This window comes from Alkaliphilus flagellatus (assembly GCF_018919215.1).
Taxonomy (GTDB): Bacteria; Bacillota; Clostridia; order Peptostreptococcales; family Natronincolaceae; genus Alkaliphilus_B; species Alkaliphilus_B flagellatus.
Map to the genome: position 1 here is coordinate 1 of NZ_JAHLQK010000009.1, position 19,133 is coordinate 19,133.

At 33.0% G+C, this 19,133-nt stretch carries 17 protein-coding genes, 2 tRNA genes, 1 rRNA gene, 1 other RNA gene and 1 other annotated feature; of the genes, 20 read left to right on the top strand and 1 reads right to left on the bottom strand.

Annotated features, from left to right (window positions below):
- The first annotated feature begins 151 nt into the window (after window positions 1-151).
- The 3 genes from rrf to KQI88_RS17320 all read left to right on the top strand — a co-directional run bounded on the left by rrf (window position 152) and on the right by KQI88_RS17320 (window position 2,139).
- Window positions 152-268: ribosomal RNA gene (rrf, locus tag KQI88_RS17310) — 5S ribosomal RNA — on the top strand.
- Window positions 269-448: 180 nt separating this feature from the next.
- Window positions 449-967 (top strand): transcription repressor NadR, encoded by a 519-nt coding sequence (locus tag KQI88_RS17315; protein ID WP_216419526.1) that lies wholly within the window; start codon window positions 449-451, stop codon window positions 965-967.
- Between the two features lie 122 nt (window positions 968-1,089).
- Window positions 1,090-2,139 (top strand): PTS transporter subunit IIC, encoded by a 1,050-nt coding sequence (locus tag KQI88_RS17320; protein ID WP_216419528.1) that lies wholly within the window; start codon window positions 1,090-1,092, stop codon window positions 2,137-2,139.
- Between the two features lie 28 nt (window positions 2,140-2,167).
- On the opposite strand, the gene KQI88_RS17325 is transcribed toward KQI88_RS17320, so the two are convergent.
- Window positions 2,168-2,362 carry a hypothetical protein gene (locus KQI88_RS17325; RefSeq protein WP_216419530.1) on the bottom strand — a complete coding sequence of 65 codons (195 nt, stop codon included), beginning with the start codon at window positions 2,360-2,362 and terminating at the stop codon, window positions 2,168-2,170.
- Between the two features lie 203 nt (window positions 2,363-2,565).
- Window positions 2,566-2,780, top strand: a binding site (T-box leader).
- A gap of 51 nt (window positions 2,781-2,831) precedes the next feature.
- Between KQI88_RS17325 and serS the strand changes: the two genes are divergently transcribed.
- The 17 genes from serS to KQI88_RS17410 all read left to right on the top strand — a co-directional run bounded on the left by serS (window position 2,832) and on the right by KQI88_RS17410 (window position 19,122).
- On the top strand, window positions 2,832-4,109 hold the full coding sequence (serS, locus tag KQI88_RS17330) for a serine--tRNA ligase (RefSeq protein ID WP_216419532.1): 1,278 nt from the start codon (window positions 2,832-2,834) through the stop codon (window positions 4,107-4,109).
- Window positions 4,110-4,246: 137 nt separating this feature from the next.
- Window positions 4,247-4,435 (top strand): hypothetical protein, encoded by a 189-nt coding sequence (locus KQI88_RS17335; protein ID WP_212381098.1) that lies wholly within the window; start codon window positions 4,247-4,249, stop codon window positions 4,433-4,435.
- Between the two features lie 182 nt (window positions 4,436-4,617).
- Window positions 4,618-5,040 (top strand): Fur family transcriptional regulator, encoded by a 423-nt coding sequence (locus tag KQI88_RS17340; protein WP_216419534.1) that lies wholly within the window; start codon window positions 4,618-4,620, stop codon window positions 5,038-5,040.
- Window positions 5,041-5,063: 23 nt separating this feature from the next.
- Window positions 5,064-5,534, top strand: coding sequence for a Dps family protein (locus tag KQI88_RS17345; protein WP_216419536.1), 471 nt, complete (start codon window positions 5,064-5,066; stop codon window positions 5,532-5,534).
- Window positions 5,535-5,737: 203 nt separating this feature from the next.
- Window positions 5,738-5,814 (top strand) — tRNA-Arg (locus KQI88_RS17350).
- A 333-nt stretch (window positions 5,815-6,147) separates the two neighbouring features.
- A complete protein-coding gene (locus tag KQI88_RS17355; protein ID WP_216419537.1) occupies window positions 6,148-7,569 on the top strand; it encodes a S41 family peptidase in 1,422 nt (473 codons plus the stop codon).
- 1,082 nt (window positions 7,570-8,651) lie between these two features.
- The gene (gene tadA / locus KQI88_RS17360; protein WP_281417673.1) at window positions 8,652-9,104 is read left to right on the top strand and encodes a tRNA adenosine(34) deaminase TadA; all 453 of its coding nucleotides are present in this window, start codon (window positions 8,652-8,654) and stop codon (window positions 9,102-9,104) included.
- A gap of 67 nt (window positions 9,105-9,171) precedes the next feature.
- Window positions 9,172-9,260: transfer RNA gene (locus KQI88_RS17365), tRNA-Ser, on the top strand.
- Window positions 9,261-9,280: 20 nt separating this feature from the next.
- An RNA gene (gene ffs, locus KQI88_RS17370) (signal recognition particle sRNA large type) lies at window positions 9,281-9,545 on the top strand.
- A 311-nt stretch (window positions 9,546-9,856) separates the two neighbouring features.
- Window positions 9,857-10,102 carry a (2Fe-2S) ferredoxin domain-containing protein gene (locus tag KQI88_RS17375; RefSeq protein ID WP_216419539.1) on the top strand — a complete coding sequence of 82 codons (246 nt, stop codon included), beginning with the start codon at window positions 9,857-9,859 and terminating at the stop codon, window positions 10,100-10,102.
- 2 nt (window positions 10,103-10,104) lie between these two features.
- Window positions 10,105-11,832: a [Fe-Fe] hydrogenase large subunit C-terminal domain-containing protein gene (locus KQI88_RS17380; protein WP_216419540.1), complete on the top strand. Its 1,728-nt coding sequence runs from the start codon at window positions 10,105-10,107 to the stop codon at window positions 11,830-11,832.
- Complete coding sequence (locus tag KQI88_RS17385; RefSeq protein WP_216419542.1) at window positions 11,832-13,004, top strand: SpoIIE family protein phosphatase; 1,173 nt, start codon at window positions 11,832-11,834, stop codon at window positions 13,002-13,004. The genes KQI88_RS17380 and KQI88_RS17385 overlap by 1 nt, the downstream gene beginning before the upstream one ends.
- Before the next feature lie 266 nt (window positions 13,005-13,270).
- A complete protein-coding gene (locus KQI88_RS17390) occupies window positions 13,271-14,266 on the top strand; it encodes a lipoate--protein ligase (RefSeq protein ID WP_216419544.1) in 996 nt (331 codons plus the stop codon).
- A gap of 21 nt (window positions 14,267-14,287) precedes the next feature.
- The gene (locus tag KQI88_RS17395; RefSeq protein WP_216419546.1) at window positions 14,288-14,863 is read left to right on the top strand and encodes a GDSL-type esterase/lipase family protein; all 576 of its coding nucleotides are present in this window, start codon (window positions 14,288-14,290) and stop codon (window positions 14,861-14,863) included.
- 16 nt (window positions 14,864-14,879) lie between these two features.
- Window positions 14,880-16,883 carry a sigma-54-dependent Fis family transcriptional regulator gene (locus tag KQI88_RS17400; protein WP_216419548.1) on the top strand — a complete coding sequence of 668 codons (2,004 nt, stop codon included), beginning with the start codon at window positions 14,880-14,882 and terminating at the stop codon, window positions 16,881-16,883.
- A gap of 286 nt (window positions 16,884-17,169) precedes the next feature.
- Window positions 17,170-18,135, top strand: coding sequence for a thiamine pyrophosphate-dependent dehydrogenase E1 component subunit alpha (locus tag KQI88_RS17405; RefSeq protein WP_281417674.1), 966 nt, complete (start codon window positions 17,170-17,172; stop codon window positions 18,133-18,135).
- Between the two features lie 15 nt (window positions 18,136-18,150).
- Window positions 18,151-19,122: an alpha-ketoacid dehydrogenase subunit beta gene (locus tag KQI88_RS17410; protein WP_216419550.1), complete on the top strand. Its 972-nt coding sequence runs from the start codon at window positions 18,151-18,153 to the stop codon at window positions 19,120-19,122.
- Window positions 19,123-19,133 lie beyond the last annotated feature (11 nt).

A 19,133-nucleotide genomic window follows, 5' to 3' on the forward strand; every position in this document is an offset into this window, starting at 1 on the left:
AGCTGATAGGTACTAATAGGTCGAGGGCTTGACCAATATATTCTAACATTGTATAGTTTTGAGGGAATTATCCCTTAAATGTAACTCCAAAATTTCTACGAAATTTCGGAGTATTACACTCACACAAAATCAAAGATTTTGGTGATTGCAATATCGTGGCAATAGCGAAGGGGTCACACCTGTTCCCATACCGAACACAGTAGTTAAGCCCTTCAGCGCTGATGGTACTTGGCGGGAAGCTGCCTGGGAGAGTAGGTCGCTGCGATATATTTAAAGACACAGTTACATAAATTGTAACTGTGTTTTTTTATTGTCTAGAAAATAATAAATATAGTTTCACGTGAAACTAAAGGGTATAAAACAAAGTTTTTATTTAAAGGAAAGCTGTCCTTTATACTAATTTATGATAAAATATAAGAAATAATTCTATATAGAAAGAAGTGATATTATGACCAGTACAGAAAGAAGAAATGCTATAATAAATAAATTAAAGAATAACCTGGGGCCTATTAAAGGTACAGATTTAGCGAAATTTTTTAATATATCAAGGCAAGTTATTGTACAGGATATTGCACTTTTAAGGGCCCAAGGAGAGGATGTTATTGCAACTCCACAAGGTTATATGATTCCCGTAAAAAAAGATAATAGAATAACAAAGCGAATTGTTTGTAAGCATGAAGGATATAATGCTATTGAAGAAGAACTTCAAATTATGATAGATTATGGTGCAACAATAATTGATGTAATAGTAGAACATCCACTATATGGAGAAATAACTAGTGTACTTAACATAAATCATAAAAGAGATCTAGAGAACTTTATTAATACAATTACTAAAAAGAAAGCAGAACCCCTTGCTACATTAACAGATGGTATTCATATTCATACTATAGAAGTTGCTAATGAAGAAATCTTTCAAGAGTTAAAAAAAGCATTAAATAAAAAAGGATACTTGATTAATGACTAACAATATGTTATATTTTTATAGACAGGTGACAAGACAGCAGTAAATACATGTGATACAATTTATTGATTAAGTCACTAATAATCTATTAGATGAAATTACATTTTCATATTGGAGGAGTGCAGATGAAGATTAATGACAGGCAAGTATCGCTAAAAGATTATATTACGAAGGCGCTTAACGGTATGGCCCTTGGACTTTTCTCTTCTTTAATTATTGGACTTATTTTAAAGCAAATTGGAGAATTGGCTAATGTCCAAATTTTAGTATCTTTTGGTCAGGTTGCACAATTTTTAATGGGACCAGCTATAGGAGCTGGAGTAGCTTATTCTATTGGAGCACCTCCATTAGCAATATTTGCATCATTAATAACTGGAGCTATAGGTGGAAATACAATTTTTTTAACTGAGGTAGGTTCATATAGTATTAAAACTGGAGAGCCAGTAGGTGCATTTGTAGCAGCACTAATTGGAGCTGAGATTGTAAAGTGGATTGCAGGCAAAACAAAGGTAGATATTGTACTAATTCCAGCTGCTACAATCGTAATAGGAGGATTAGCGGGTAATTTTATAGCACCTAGTGTTACAATAATGATGACATTCTTAGGAAGATTAATTAATGATGTAACTGTGCTTCATCCAATACCTATGGGTATATTGTTAGCTGTATTAATGGGAATGATATTAACTCTTCCTATAAGTAGTGCAGCTTTAGCTATTTCATTAGGACTAAATGGTTTAGCTGCAGGAGCTGCTGTAGTAGGTTGTTCTACTCAAATGATAGGTTTTGCTGTGGCGAGCTATAAAGAAAATGGTATAGGTGGTCTTATTGCACAAGGATTAGGTACAAGTATGCTTCAAGTACCTAATATTATTAGAAATCCATTAATATGGATACCTCCAACCTTAGCTAGTGCATTTTTAGGTCCTTTAGCAACGACTATAATTAGAATGGAAAATAATAGTATTGGTGCGGGAATGGGTACAAGTGGATTAGTAGGTCAGTTTGGGGCATTTGTTACTATGGTTACTCAAAATGGTGAAACAGCTTCAATTGTGCTGATTAAAATAGCGTTGCTCCATTTTATTTTACCTGCTTTGCTAACTCTTTTTATTTCATTATTTATGAGAAAGCAAGGTTGGATTAAAGAAGGGGATATGAAGTTAAGTCAATAAAACATAATTAAAGCAATTAAGAATTGCTCTAACAACCAGTTCTTAATTGCTTTAATTGTTCTAAAGACATATTATCTAAATAATAGGACTTTCTAGCGAATTCTTGCCTAGTAATAACATTCTTTTCTATTAAAAGCTCTATTAATGTAGCTATTGCTAATGTGTTTCTATAGTCAATTTCTTTTAAATCTCCTATTTGACCTACTAAATTAACTTGATTCATTAAAATTCCCCCCTTATAATTCCAAAGTATGTATTAATGATCTATTTGAATTATAGCCTAATAAGATTAAAATATACAAAATGCTTGTACAATGAAACCTAAAATGTATAATTTTTTGAAGATATTCATAAAATAAATATAATTTTAAAATATGACTTGAAGTTTTTATATAATTATGATAATATACACTTCAACAATATATTTATAATACGAAGAAGAGAAATAGTAGGCAAGTAGCTTCTTAAGAGAGTCGATGGATGGTGTGAATCGATGGGGCGAGTTGTTGAATCCATCTCTGAGTGTTCTACTGAAAAATAAGTAGGTGGAAACGGCTAGCATACGTTACAATGCTTTAAGGTGGATTAGTATAGCTAATCAACTAGGGTGGCAACGCGGAGTTAAGTCTTTCGTCCCTTTTATTAGGGATGGAGGGCTTTTTTTAATGTATAAATAAAGAGGAGGTAGTAATGTGTTAGATATTAGAAGAATACGAACAAACCTAGATGAAATTAAAGTAGCTATGGCTAGAAGAGGAGAAAAAGATTTTAGCTTAGATGAAGTTGTTGAGCTGGATGAGCAAAGGAGAGTCTTGCTTCAACAGGTAGAGAATATGAAAAATGAGCAGAATACAGTATCTAAGGAAATTCCCAGACTAAAGAAAGAAGGAAAAGATGTTACAGAAGTAATGGCAAAAATGAAAGATCTGTCAGCACAAATTAAGGAGTTAGATGGACAGGTTAAAGAAGTAGAGGATAAGCTAGAATATGCCCTACTTAGAATACCTAATGTACCTCATCCAGATGTACCACAAGGAGAAACTGACGATGATAATATTGAAATAAGAACATGGTCAAATCCGACTAAATTTGATTTCGAGCCAAAGGCACATTGGGATATAGCTACAAGCCTTAATATTATTGATTTTGAGGCCGCTTCAAAGATAACAGGAGCAAGATTTGCGTTATACAGAGGGGTGGGTGCAAGGCTAGAAAGAGCTTTAATTAACTTTATGCTAGATTTGCACACTGGCGAGCATGGATATACTGAAGTTTTACCTCCATTTATGGTAAATAGAAATAGTATGACTGGTACGGGACAATTACCTAAATTTGAAGATGATGCTTTTAAAATACCACAAAAAGATTATTTCTTAGTGCCTACAGCAGAGGTTCCTGTTACTAATATGCATAGGGATGACATTATTGAGGAACAGAAGTTACCGTTATATTACGTAGCGTACACTCCTTGTTTCCGTTCTGAAGCAGGTTCAGCTGGTCGGGACACTAGAGGATTAATTAGACAACATCAATTTAACAAGGTAGAGCTTGTTAAGTTTGTTAAGCCGGAAGAATCTTATAAAGAACTTGAAAAGCTAACAAACAATGCAGAGAAGGTATTACAGTTGTTAGGAATACCTTATAGGGTAGTGAAGATATGTACTGGAGATTTAGGTTTTACTGCAGCATTTAAATATGATATTGAAGTATGGATGCCAAGCTATAATCGTTATGTAGAGATTTCTTCTTGTAGTAACTTTGAAGACTTTCAAGCAAGAAGAGCTAATATTAGATTCCGTCCTGAAGAAAAGGGTAAGGTAGAATTTGTTCATACATTAAATGGATCTGGGCTTGCCGTTGGTAGAACAGTAGCTGCCATATTAGAAAATTTTCAAGATGATGAAGGAAATGTAGTTATACCTGAAGTGTTAAGGGGTTACATGGGAGGAATTGGAGTTATCTCTAAATAATAAAATAGTATAATTTTAGGTAGGCAGTGTATATAGATTCTTATATATACTGCTTATTTATGTATAATAGAAGTATAATTAAATGGTTAAAATATTAATGGTAACTATTAGAAATGTGAACTATTTGGAGGTTAAAAATGAAAAAGAAAAAAGTTGATAAATTCATTTTAGAAAGAAGCTTTAATTATAATTATGAAGAAGATGTTTATGATAGATTAAAATCTATAGAAAACAATAGGAATGACTTTTATACAAATAGATCAAAGATGAAAAGACCTGAATATGATTATGAAGAAGATGCCTATGAGCCGGAAATAGAAGAATAGATTTTATAGATATTCTGGTTTAAATTAAACTATATTGGGAAATCTTAATAGAGGAAGGTAAAATATAAAAAATAAAATAATTTTTAAATAATATGTTTAACTCCTTAATATATAGGTATATATAAGATAAATAGATTGTAATGATTACAAAATTGGAATCATTACAAACAGGAGTTGTTAGTATGAAGATATCAATAGATGATATAAGAGAATATCTATTAAAAAATAATATTAAGCCATCCTATGCAAGAATAAAAATATTAGAGTATTTAGTTGAGAAGGATTCGCACCCAACAGTTGAAGAGATATATAGTAACTTAGTTAATCAAATTCCAACACTATCTAAAACAACTGTATATAATACTATGAAACTCCTAATAGATGCTAATATTGCAAGAGTCATTACGATTGAAGAAAATGAAATGAGATATGATGCAGATATGGGTAACCATGGACATTTTAAATGTAATGAATGTGGTAAAATTTACGATTTCTACATTGTATCTGATTCAACAGAAAAAGCAGAATTAAAAAATTTTAAAATCATGGAAAAAAGTGTTTATTATAAAGGCATTTGTCAAGAATGTCTGTCAAATAAAAAATAAAAATTTAAGGAGGAATAAGAATTATGAATGTACAAATTGGATTAGATGTTAAAGGCAGTGAGGAAGTTTCAAAGGTTTTAAATCAATATTTAGCTAACTTACACGTTCTATATACTAAACTTCATAACTATCATTGGAATGTAGAAGGTAAAAGTTTCTTCCAGCTCCACGCTAAATTAGAAGAACTTTATAACAATACTGCTGAGGAATTAGATGCAGTAGCAGAAAGAATTCTAACACTAGGATTTAGACCAGCAGCATCTATGAAGGAGTATTTAGACCTTGCAACTTTAAATGAAGTTAAAAGTGAACCAATAACAGGAGAAGCTATAGTTAAAGATCTTCAAAAAGATTTTGAAACTTTAATTGCTGAATTAAGAACAGCTTTAAAAACAGCTGATCAAAATGATGATCAAGTAACAGTAGACTTATTTGTAGGAAGTATTGGTAATTTAGAAAAGACATTATGGATGTTCCGAGCTTATTTAAGCTAATAAAATAAAAAATTAAATATGTATTATAAAAAGGAAGCCATGCTTTAGGATATTTTATCTATATAAGACTGGCTTTCTTTTTTATGATATATAATAGGAATGTTAAAAATAATTATATTACAATGTGTATATGGTAAAATAAGTAAGAAACATTGACCCGATTTTAAATTTATGCTAAAATAAAATATGTATGATTCAACTATGCACCTGTAGCTCAGTAGGATAGAGCAACGGTTTCCTAAACCGTGTGTCGGACGTTCGAATCGTCTCAGGTGCACCATACCGAAAAAGCAATCCCAATACCTATAAGGTATTGGGCGTTTTTTTATTTTTTGAATAAGTATTATAATGGTTGCCCAAATGTTGACCATTTGGGCAACCATGGGCAACATCATATTTAAGTTAGACAAAGTCCTATAGATTTTTAGGGCTTTGTCTTTTTTATTTTCAGGATTATTTATATTGTTTAGAAAAAATATAACACTACTACTGGAAATATTGGTATAATATACCTAATGGTTCTAGAGATTATATATAAGTTAAAGGGGGAGATGACCAATATGAAAAGATTTTTAAGTAAAGTTAAAGTAACAGAGAGCGAGGTGTTACGGTAATGAAAAAATTGCTTCATCAAGTCACCATGATCGCCATAATATTGATGGCAATGCTGTTTTTTACCGCATGTGTAAACTCCGATGAAGAGATGACAATCCAAAACTCCGATGAACAGCTGACAATCGAAGACTTTTTAAATGATTTTGATTACATGATGCAAACAATGGAAGACACATTTCCGTATTTTGGAGTTGCAGAAAGAAGATTAGGTGTGGATATAAGAGCTCTGGGGAGGGAAACACGGGCTATGATAGAGAATTACCCCTATTCCCTTGAAAGCCTTGCAAATGACCTAGGTATTTCCTTGGAGGATATGCCTGAATTAGATGAACATATTTTTTGGAGCATTATTTACCATGAATTTTTCTCACATTTCAATCAGTTTGCCCATACCTTTGCGCTGCATTTTGGAACATATAATTATTATAAACCCAATTATATAACTCCTTTGAGTCATTATTACACACCTAATAATAATCATGCCTACTCTAATCCTGTATCCCAAAGATTTTACCAAGAGCAGAAAGACCTTTTTAATACCCTTTTTGAAGAGAAAGGAGTTCTTTTACAATTTATTTTTCGTGATGAACCTCCATTTCAGCTACCGGATAGTATAGTTGAAACAGAAATTATTGAGGAAGACAGGATAGCTTATTTAAAGGTATCAACCTTTTCGAATTTTAACCTTACTATTTACAATAACTTGAGAAAATTTTATAGTGATATACAGAACTATGAGCATTTGATTATTGATATCAGGGATAATCTTGGAGGATCAACGGATTTATGGAGGATGCTTATTATGAAACCTCTGTGGTCAGATAAGAATAATATGCCGGATATGCCTTTATATGCTTTTTACCGAGGAAGTAAGCTAGGGAAATCTTTAGCAGAAGAGAATATTAAAATTGAGTCACAGTATTCACGTTATATGCCTGAAACTGATAATTTACTTAAAGTAAGTGAAATTATAGAATCAAATAATTTGCCACATATTAATGAGGAGGATGTACAAGATTTAGCTTATGGTGTCAAGTTTAATACCAGTATTAGCAATATCGAATGGCGGCATATGAATCAGGTAAAGGTTCAAAATATTTCTGATTATCCCTTTGATGGAGAAATATGGCTTTTAACCAATGGAAACAACTTATCTGCAGCGTCGCTGTTTGCTCGACATGCAAAAGAAATGGGCTTTGCTACCCTTGTGGGAGAGCAGACCGGCGGAGCATATTCTACATATGCGGTCCACTTTACCTTGCCTAACACTGGGATTATATTAAGGTGGGATATAGACTATTTAACTGATAGTTATGGCCGGGCTTTAAATGAGTTCCCGACCACCCCCCACCACTTTAACCGCCCTGGTATGGATGCACTGGAGACTGTTTTGCAGTTAATAGAAGAAGGCAGCTTTTGATGACAAAGAACGTAGGACATTCTAATTACAATGCAAAGGGATATAATCATAGAAAGATAATGGCTACTACACGATTGATACAATTATATGTATGAAGAATGGTATGGTATATAATACTTATAGAGAACCATAATAGGTAATATAACTATAGACAGTGGAGCATAGGGCAAGCAGAAGATTTTGGAAGGGCAAAAAACATAGCTAAGTATAGACAAATTTTATAAGATAAGCTAGACTAATACAGATAGATTTACTACACTATTTTTTAGATTTTTTATGATTTTTGGGCAACACTGAGTAACATTGTTGACCATTCAAAATTAAGAACATAGTATTTTCAATAGGTTTAGCAAAGATAAAGGGCTTTCCCAAACCGTGTGTCGGAGGTTCGAATCGTCTCAGGTGCACCAATTAGAAAAGCCATGTGTAGGATTATTTATTTGTTTAGGTCAATGGAGGATATTGCTATGCAAGCTTTAAAAGTAATATGTATGTTTATAGTTGGTATAGGAATGATTATTATAGGAATAAAAGAAATCAAGAAAAACATGAAAAAACAAAGTTGCTAGTTGCAAGATGAGCATTTTATGTAATCAATGCCTGCATCTAGATTGAGAAAAGGATACATATTGAAATTAGTAATCTCAATACTTTTATGGTGTTGGGATTTATATATTATTATACTTGCTAACTAAAGAATCAACTTATATTTTCTAGATTTTATATCTTAAACTATTGTTATTTAATAAATATAAATAAGTGGAATCATTAACAAAAAATATTAGAACTGCTAAAATTTTTGTGCATATTATAATAAAAAAGCAACTATTATATAGCAAAATAACAAATATAATAAGGAGAAATATAGACAAATTTCATAGAATAAGTTATAATAGAACAGTGCCTAAAAGCTTTACTACTGTATTTTTTAGGACTTTTGACAAAAACATTGACCAACTATAAATTAAGCGAATATAACATTTTTAAGGGTATATTCATTTGAAGGTCTAGATTCCTAAACCCTATGCGGGAGGTTTGAATCCTCTTAGGTAGACCATTTATAATATGGAGGCTCAATAATATTGGAAGAAAAATTTATGCTGCTAGCTATAGAGGAAGCCAAGAAAGCATTTAATAAAAAAGAGGTGCCTATAGGGGCTATTATCGTTAAAGAGAATGAAGTAATAGCACGTGCTCATAATTTAAGAGAAACCTCTAAAAATGCTATATCCCATGCAGAGTTAATTGCGATTCAAGATGCATGCAACTTATTAGGGGGATGGAGGTTGACAGACTGCACTTTATATGTTACTATAGAACCCTGTCCTATGTGTGCAGGAGCTATTTTACAGAGTCGAATTAAAAAAGTTGTAATAGGTGCGATGGATGCCAAAGCTGGTGCATGTGGGTCTATATTAAATCTTTTAAATAATCCTAAGTTTAATCATCAAACAGAGATTGAAACTGGGGTTTTAGAAGAAGAGTGCTCTCAATTAATGAAGAAGTTTTTCAAGTCTTTAAGAGAAAAGCATTAACAATGAAACTCAGCTAGCGCTGAGTACTCTACTTACATCAAATCAAAGATTTGGGTAATTAAAACATGGAGAGATGTCCGAGTTGGCTAAGGGGCACGCCTGGAAAGCGTGTAAGGCCGAAAGGCCCCGCGGGTTCGAGTCCCGCTCTCTCCGCCATTAGAAAGTTTAAAAGTTTGCTGTGCTAGACGGGGAGGTAGCGGTGCCTTGTAACCTGCAATCCGCTATAGCAGGGTTGAAATCCTCTTGGAGGCTCGCACTTTGTAGGGCTGGCCTAAACAAGTGGCGATGAGAATTGGGTCCTACGCAACGGAAAGTCATGAATCCCGTCAGGTCCGGAAGGAAGCAGCGGTAAGTGATCCCTTTCGTGTGCCGCAGGGAAGCCTAATTTGAGTTAACTATTTAGGTAACGCTTATGAAGACGAGTCAAATTGAGGTGCACGGCTTAAAATAATATATTATATAAACCATAAAACCATGAGAATTTTTTATCATGGTTTTTTTATGCAAAAAAAGAAATATGCTATTATTTAATAGGATAATTTTAAAAAGATGTAGGTGGATTTGTAAATGCTACATTTAAAACAACACTAATATATGCTACACTTATAATAAGTGAAGATATCATCTTCTTATAACAATCATTATATAATAGAGGAGTAAGCTTTCTTGGAGTGTAAGACAGAGGATTTAATACTGGCAATTATTGCACAAACAATCGTTAAAATATTAACAAAATAAAAGGAGGATTTCTTTTGATTACAATAAATATTTGTATCGGTAGTGCATGTCATCTTAAAGGAGCTTATAACGTTATTAAAGGATTACAGAAAATTATAGACGAAAGAAATTTAGAAGATATTGTTTCTGTAAAGGCTGCATTTTGCTTAGGGGAATGTACTAAATCAGTTTCAGTAAAAGTTAATGATGACAAAGTTGTATCGGTTAGTGAAAAAACTGTAGAAGAGTTTTTCAATAACAATGTTTCTAGGAGGTTATGACAATGAAGTTAATAAACTTCTCAAGAGAAAAGTGCAATAACTGTCATAAATGTTTAAGAGCATGTTCGTCTAAAGCTATATCGGTTCTTGAAGACCATGCAGAAATTGTTGATGAGAAGTGCATTTCATGTGGTAAATGTCACATTGTTTGTCAGAAACAAGCTTTATATATAAAGAGCAAAGTTAACAAAGTAAAAGATGCGATACAAAATAATAAAAAAGTAATCGCAAGTATTGCACCATCATTTGCAGGTGCTTTTGAAATGAAGGATGAGGCCCAGATAGTAACTGCATTAAAACAGATTGGATTTGACATAGTTGAAGAAACTGCTATAGGAGCTGAAATAGTACTTGATTATTATAAAGAATATGTGAAAAAAGGAAGTTATGACAATTTAATTACTACAAGTTGTCCATCTGCTAATTATCTAATTGAAAAATATTATCCATCCCTTATAAAATATATGATACCTATAGTTTCACCTATGATAGCCCATGGTAAACTACTAAAGCATAAATATGGACCGGATAGTTATGTAGTGTTTATTGGTCCATGTATTGCTAAAAAAGTAGAAGCACAGGATTTTCTACATAGTGAAATTATAGATTCAGTATTAACATTTCAAGAGATGGATGAGTGGTTTAAGGAAGAAAAAATAGAATTGAAGGAACTAGAGCCTCAATTATTTGATCATATATCCTATAGAAGAGGGAGCTCTTTTCCCTTGGAGGGTGGGGTTTTAATAGATGTTTCAGATGAATCACAGAAAAAGTATGAAATAATAAGAGTTATAGGAGTAGATAGATGTAAAGAAATACTAGAGTGTATTGAAAATAGAAGCATTAGTGGGGTATGTGTAGAGCTTAACGTATGTGAAGGAGGTTGTATAGATGGAGCAGGTATGCCAAAGGATAATATCAACTACTACACAAGAGAAAAGAGAGTAAAGAACTATGTAAATAAAAAAAGATATTATTCAAATAGTGATGTTGGAATAGAGCATGTTGATGAAAATATAGATTTTTCAAAAATATTTTTGGATAAAAAGGTTAATAGAAGAAAGGCCTCCGAGAAGGAGCTACAAGAAATATTAAAAAAAATGGGAAAATACAAGCCAGAGGACGAACTAAACTGTAACGCATGTGGATATGTAACTTGTAGAGAAAAGGCAGAATCAATTTTTGAAGGAACATCAGAAATAAATATGTGTCTACCATTTATGAGAGGAAAAGCTGAAAGTTTAAAGAATGTTATTTTTGACAATAGTCCTAATGCAATTTTTCTTTTAGATAATGAACTATGCGTAAAAGAGTTTAATACTTCCTCAGAAAGAGTATTTAAAATAAAAGCAGATGCCATAAAAGGTAAATCGATATCAAACATAATAAGTGATGAAGAGTTTAATAAAGTTATGACTACAAAGGAAAGTCTTATAGGACACAAAATTGTTTATCCAGAATACGGTGTTGTATTAATTACGAATATACTATATTTGGAGAAACAAAATGTTATTATGGCCATAATGACTGATGTAACATTAGCTGAAAAGAATAAGGAAGAACTTGCAAGAGTAAAAGAAAAAACATTAGATGCCGCACAAGAAGTAATAGATAAGCAGATGAGAGTAGCACAGGAAATTGCAAGCTTATTAGGAGAAACTACTGCAGAAACAAAGGTAATACTTACAAAACTAAAAGCTATAGCATTAGGCGAGGCAGGTGATATATAATGGAATTCTTCATTGATGTTGCCTATGATAGTTTAAACAAGTATGGCGAAGAACTTTGTGGAGATAAGGTAGAAATTATTAATACAGACGAAAGTATAATTATTGTATTGGCTGATGGACTTGGAAGTGGAGTGAAGGCTAACATACTTGCTACAATGACAACTAAGATAGCGGGGACTATGCTTAAAGAGGGTGCTAGTATCTATGATACGATAGATACTATTGCAAATACACTGCCTATGTGTAATGTTAGAAAACTAGCTTATTCTACATTTGGAATTATAAAAATACAGAGTGATGGCAAGGCTTATATGATTGAATATGATAATCCACCAATGTTCTTTACAAGAGGTAATGAGGGTATAGACATTGAAAAAAAAGAGATTATAATAAATGAAAAAAAAATAATGGAAAGCTATATCACTTTAAGAGAAGGAGATACATTGACATTAGTCAGTGATGGGGTTATTCATGCTGGAGTTGGAGGAGTCTTAAACCTAGGATGGCAATGGGAAAACGTAGCTGAATATTTGATGAGACAGGTTAAAGTAGAAAAATGTGCTAAAGGTATTTCAAAAAATTTAGTTGACACATGTAAATGCTTATATGATGGTAAGCCCGGTGATGATACTACCGTTGTTACTGTTAAAATAAGAAAGCCTGAAATTATAGACTTGTTCACAGGTCCTCCTGAAGATGAGACAAATGATTCGAGGGTCATAAAAGATTTTATGAAAAATAGAACAAAAAAAGTTGTATGTGGGGGAACTGCGGCAAAGATAGTAGGTAGAGAACTAAATCAAGATGTAGTAGTTGACTTAGAATCAATGACAAGAGATGTACCACCTATGGCAAAAATAAAAGGTATAGATCTTGTTACTGAAGGTGTACTTACATTGAGTAAAGCCGTTGATAAAATAAAGAAGTATACTAATAATTCAACGAATAGATATACAGTGCATGATTTGAATGGCAAGGATGGAGCATCTAATTTAGCAAGAATGCTCATAGAAGATTGTACCCATCTTAACCTTTGGGTTGGTAAGGCCATAAATCCAGCCCATCAGAATCCCAATCTACCAATAGACTTAAGTATAAAGTTACAAGTTATAAATGAGTTATCAAAATTAATGAGAAGCTTAGGGAAGAAGGTTTCTATAAATTATGTTTAATTTAGAACAATTTTTAGCTGACAATGAGTTTTGAACATAAGTCACTTAAGTAGTGAAGTTATTTACATAATAATTATCAATTGAGGAAGCTCCACAGGTATATATACTTGTGGAGTATTTTAGTAAAATAATACTTCATTACAAGGCTAAATCCATTTATCATTGAAAAAGCATATTGCGTCTGTTATAATTTTAAGAAAATATAGAAAACATTGTTCAATACATAAATATATACAAAATTCAAAATTAGAAGGAGAGATAACTAGATGAAATATATTGAAAATCATTCAACAGATCCACGTTATAACTTAGCTTTTGAGGAATATGTTTTTAAAAATTTAGAATTAGAAGACGGTTATGTTTTACTATGGAGAAACGAGCCTTCAATAATTATAGGAAAAAATCAAAATTCAGTTGAAGAAATTAATATGGAATTTGTAAAGGAAAATAATGTTCATGTTGTTCGTAGAATTACAGGTGGAGGTGCAGTTTATCACGATCTCGGAAACTTAAACTTCTCTTTTATTACAAAGGCTGGAGATATCGGGGAAATTGATTTTAAAACCTATACTATTCCAGTATTAAGAGCATTAGAAAAATTAGGAATACCATGTGAACTATCAGGTAGAAATGATATTACAATCGATGGGAAGAAGTTTTCTGGTATTGCACAAAGTGTAATAAAGGGTAGGGTGTTAAATCACGGAACTTTGCTTTTTAATTCTCAGTTAGATGTACTATCAAATGCATTAAATGTTAAAAGAGATAAAATTGAATCTAAGGGTGTAAAGTCGGTAGCCAGCCGAGTTACAAACATTAAACCCTATGTAAAAGAAGATATTGATGTATTAGAGTTTAGAGACTTAATACTTAAAAATATATTTGAATATGAAAATAAGCCTATTGAAAAGTATGAGCTAACTGAAGAAGATAAAAAAGCTATACAGCAAATGGTAGATGAGAGATATGGTACCTGGGAATGGAACTTTGGTAGATCACCTGAGTTTAACTACAAGGGCTACAAACGGTTTGCTGGTGGTGGTGTAGAGGTAAGGCTTCATGTGGAGAATGGATTAATAGACAATTGCAAAATATATGGAGATTTCTTTGGTACAGGTGATATAGGAGTGTTAGAAGAAAATTTTAAAGGTGTAAGATATGATGAAGAATCAGTAAAAGAAATGTTAAAAGATTTCCCTGTCGGTAAGTATTTAGGAAGGATTTCAGAAGAAGAATTTTTAATGTGTTTATTTGATAACTAAATTTCTAGGGAGATGACAAAATTGAAGTTAGTTTGCCTTGGCGATAGTTTAACTTTTGGATTTAAAATGACAAGAAATAATACTTGGCCTCAAATTTTAGAGGAGAATTTAAAAATAAAGGTTATAAACAAAGGTATATGTGGAGATACGACAGGTGGAATGGTATCTAGATTTGGACGTGATGTTTTAGATGAGAAACCAACCCATCTATTATTAATGGGTGGAGCCAATGACTTGATTTTTAATGCACCTATGCCTACAATATATTCTAATTTAGCTACTATTATATATCAAGCCTATCACTATAGAATACAGCCTATTGTTGGTATACACACGCCTATGGTGCCATCGATGGCTAGAGAAAGCTTTGAGTTTACTGATAATTTTGAAAGAGTTAATAGAGAATTGATTTTACTAAGAGAGTGGATTTTTAATTTTAGTAATTTAATGAAATTTGAAACAGTAGATTTTTTTAATGAATTTTATGATCCTGTTAAAAAAATTGGTAAAGAAAATTTGTACATTGATGGAGTTCATCCCACAATAGAAGGAAATAAAATAATGGCACAATTAGTGATTGAAGCTTTAAATATATAAGAAGGATGTGTTTAAAGTGTATGTATTACAGGAAAAACAGTATAAAAGAACAATAGATGAGACAGAAAATTTCGTTGATAAGAAAACCCCGGTAATCGTACAAAAAGATTATGTTCTAAGGGGCTGGGAAAGATGTATAAATAAAGGTCTTAGTCCATATGAAAGAAAAACTGCTAAATGCTATCAAGGAGATGAATTAGATAAAACATTAAGACAAAATATGGAGTTAATTGCTTTTGCCAAGCCTTTTATGGACAACTTATACTCCTTTGTTAGACATTCTGGTTTTGCTGTAATGTTAACTGATGCTAATGCGTGCCTTTTAGAAGTAATAGGAGATAAAGAGATTATTGAAGACTCCGATGACAGAGACAACTTTAAAAAAGGCTGTTTGTGGCATGAGAAATATGTAGGTAATACAGCGGTAAATACTGCTCTCCTTGAAGGAAAGCCACTTCAGATATCGGGGGAGGAGCATTACTGTACAGCATATAAAAATTGGACTTGCTCTTCCGCACCTATTAGAAAAGAAGGAAGGATTATTGGAGCATTAAATGTAAGAGGCTATATGTGGAATACCCATCCTCATACATTAGGGATGGTAGCTGCTGCTGCAAAAGCCATTGAAAATCAAATAGTAATTGAAAAAGCCAATGCAGAAATTCTGCTTAAAACCAAATATCAAAGTGCTATTGCTGAATGTATTACAGATGGGTTTTTAACAATAGACAACCATGGTATTCTCACCTATATAAATGAAACCGGAGCTGATATTTTAGGAATAAACAAAGAAACCGCCCTTGGAAATCCTATTAAAGACTTGGTAGACTTTGACCCAGTAATATTAGATGTAATTCATACTGGAAAAGGATATGTTGATAAGGAATTCATTGTAAGAAACAACAAAAATGGCGTTAAATATCACTTTATTAAGACTGCTATGCCTATTCGAGATGAGGAAGGTAACATAGTAGGAGCCATAGATAACTTTAGGAAGATTAAGCGAGTTCATACGATGATGAGAAAGCTAGTTGGGAACTATGGGAAGTTTACATTTGATGATATTATTGGTAGTAGCAGTAGAATGAAAGAGTGTATTAGATTATCTAAAATTGCTGCTCGTAGCTCTTCTAACGTATTAATTTACGGGGAAAGTGGAACAGGAAAAGAATTGCTAGTTCAATCAATACACAACGCAAGCAATAGAAAAAATGAGAGCTTAGTTTCTATTAACTGTGCAGCTATTCCTAGTGAATTAATTGAAAGTGAACTTTTCGGTTATGAAGGGGGAGCCTTTACTGGTGCATTAAAAAATGGACAAATAGGGAAATTTGAGTTAGCAGATGGTGGTACTATTTTTCTGGATGAGATTGGTGATATGCCACTACATATGCAAGCTAAACTTTTAAGGGTGCTTCAGGAAAATCAAATTATGCGGGTGGGGGGAAGCGATCTACTAGATGTGGATGTACGCATTATTAGTGCCACAAATAAGGACTTGCTTAGTGAATGTAGAAAAGGAAACTTTAGGGAAGATCTTTATTATAGATTAAATGTATTAAACATTGTTTCTCCTCCTCTAAGGGATAGGAAGGAAGATATAGAAGCTTTAGTTTGTCATTTTATTAGCAAAATAAATGAGAAAATAGGAAGTAATACAGAGGATATTTCTCCAGAGGCCATGGACTGTTTAATGAATTATGACTGGCCAGGTAATGTTAGAGAATTGGAAAACACTATAGAACGAGCAGTTAATATATGCTCTGGAACAACTATTGGTATGCAGGATATTTCTAAAAATATACTTGAATACTTGAAGAAAAAATCTGACGGTTGTAAGGATAAGCCATCTATTGATGTAGATGAAAGCATGGAAATAGAAAGCTTAGAGGAAATAGAGAAGGAAGCCATTGAAAAAGCACTTTTAATTACTAAAGGGAATATATCCCAGACAGCCAGCGCATTAAAGGTTAGTCGTAATACACTTTATAACAAAATGAAAAAGTATGGCATGCAATAGATGATTAATAATTAATGTTAAATAATTGAGCACTGTTCAAAAAATTAGCATATCAATGCTAAAAAATTGAGCAGTGCTCAATTTTTTATAAATATTTATTTATCAGAATGATATTAAAAAATCAAAATATAAAAAATTACAAATATTTAGAACTTGAATATTTGAAGGGTTACAACCTTCTAGCAAGAGGAAAATTTATGAATTTTTTAAAAAATATATATTTTGGCACGAAGGGTGCATATATAATATGTCGAATTATGAAATATTTTGAGGAGGTGTGACTGCTTTGGCAGAATTCAGTAAAGAACTCGTATCAGATTTTTACAGAACCATGTGGAAAATAAGACTTTTTGAGGAAGCTGTAGAGAAACTATTTTTAGATGGAGATATTCCAGGCTTCGTCCACTTATATATTGGGGAAGAGGCGATAGCCACAGGTGTCTGCGCTAACTTAACAAACTCAGACTATATCGAAAGTACTCACCGTGGTCATGGCCATACATTGGCAAAGGGAGCAGATTTAAACAGAGCAATGGCGGAAATCTTTGGTAGGAAAACAGGTTTCTGTAAAGGAAAAGGTGGTTCTATGCACATTGCTGACTTTAGCGTAGGTATGTTAGGAGCCAACGGTGTAGTAGGGGGAGGCTATAACCTAGCAGTAGGTGCTGCTATGGCGATAGAATATCAAAATAGAAAAGATGTATCTGTTGTATTCTTTGGAGATGGTGCATCTAATCGTGGTACTTTCCACGAGGCAGCAAATATGGCTGCAGCTTGGAAACTTCCAGTTATTTTCGTGTGTGAAAATAACCAATGGGCATCTACTACACCACATCTTACTCAAACATCTGTAGAAAATATTTCAGATCGTGCCGTAGGTTATGGTATGCCAAGTATTATTGTAGATGGTAATGATGTTTTTGCCGTTTATGAAGGAATGAAAGAAGCAGTAGAAAGAGCAAGACAAGGTGGAGGACCTACTTTCTTGGAAGCAAAAACCTATAGAATTAAGGGCCATTTCGTAGGAGACCCTGAAATGTACAGAACAAGAGAAGAAGTAAAGGAGCAGTACGAAAATAACGATCCAATCAAGCACTTTGAAAAAAGAGCATTGCAGGATAATTTATTGACTAAAAAGGAAATGGAAGCAATTAAAGCAGAAGTAGAAAAGGCAATAGAAGAATCTTTAGAATTTGCTAGAACCAGTCCATATCCAGAAGTAGAAGAATTATTTAATGACTTATATGTATAGGGAGGTGGCTAAACAATGAGAGAAATAACATTTTCACAGGCAACTCTAGAAGCAATGTCAGAGGAAATGAGAAGAGATAATCGTGTATTTGTAATGGGAGAAGATATAGCAAGACAGGGTGGAATTTTTGGACAGTTTAAAGGATTAGCAGATGAATTTGGAGCCGATAGGGTAAGAGATACTCCTATTTCTGAAACCGCTATTATGGGAGCAGCTGTAGGAGCAGCTTTAGCAGGGATGAGACCAGTAGCAGATATGCACTTTGCAGACTTTATGGGAGTTTGTATGGATGAAATATTCAACCAAATGGCAAAAGTTCGTTATATGTTTGGAGGACAATGTACAGTTCCTGTAGTTGTAAGAGCCCCAGATGGAATTGCTAACAGAGCAGCAGCACAACACTCTCAAAGTATTGAAGCTTGGTTTCTTCATATGCCAGGGGTAAAGGTTGTAGCTCCTTCTAATCCAGCCGATGCAAAGGGGTTATTAAAGGCAGCTATTCGTGATGATAATCCAATTATTTATTTTGAAAACAAAATTCTTTATAGAGAAAAAGGTCCTGTTCCAGAGGGAGAGTATATTGTGCCAATTGGAAAGGCTAATGTAGCTAAAGAAGGAAAAGACGTTACGATTATCTCCTACTCTATTATGATGAAAAAAGCCTTTAAAGCGGCTGAAATATTAGCTAAGGAAGGTATTGAGGCAGAAGTAATAGACTTAAGAACTATTTCACCTTTTGATAAAGAAACAATTTTAGAGTCTGTTAAAAAGACTCATAGATTAGTTATCATTCATGAAGCAGTAAAACAAGGTGGAGTTGGAGCGGAAATTTCAGCCTTTGTAGCAGAAGAAGCTATCGACTATCTTGATTCCCCAATCCTTCGTTTTGGAGCACCATTTGTTCCAGTTCCATTCTCACCACCATTGGAAGATGCATATAAAATGAAAACCAGTGATATTGTTGAAGGAATCCGAAAAATGTTTTAGGAGATAGAAAC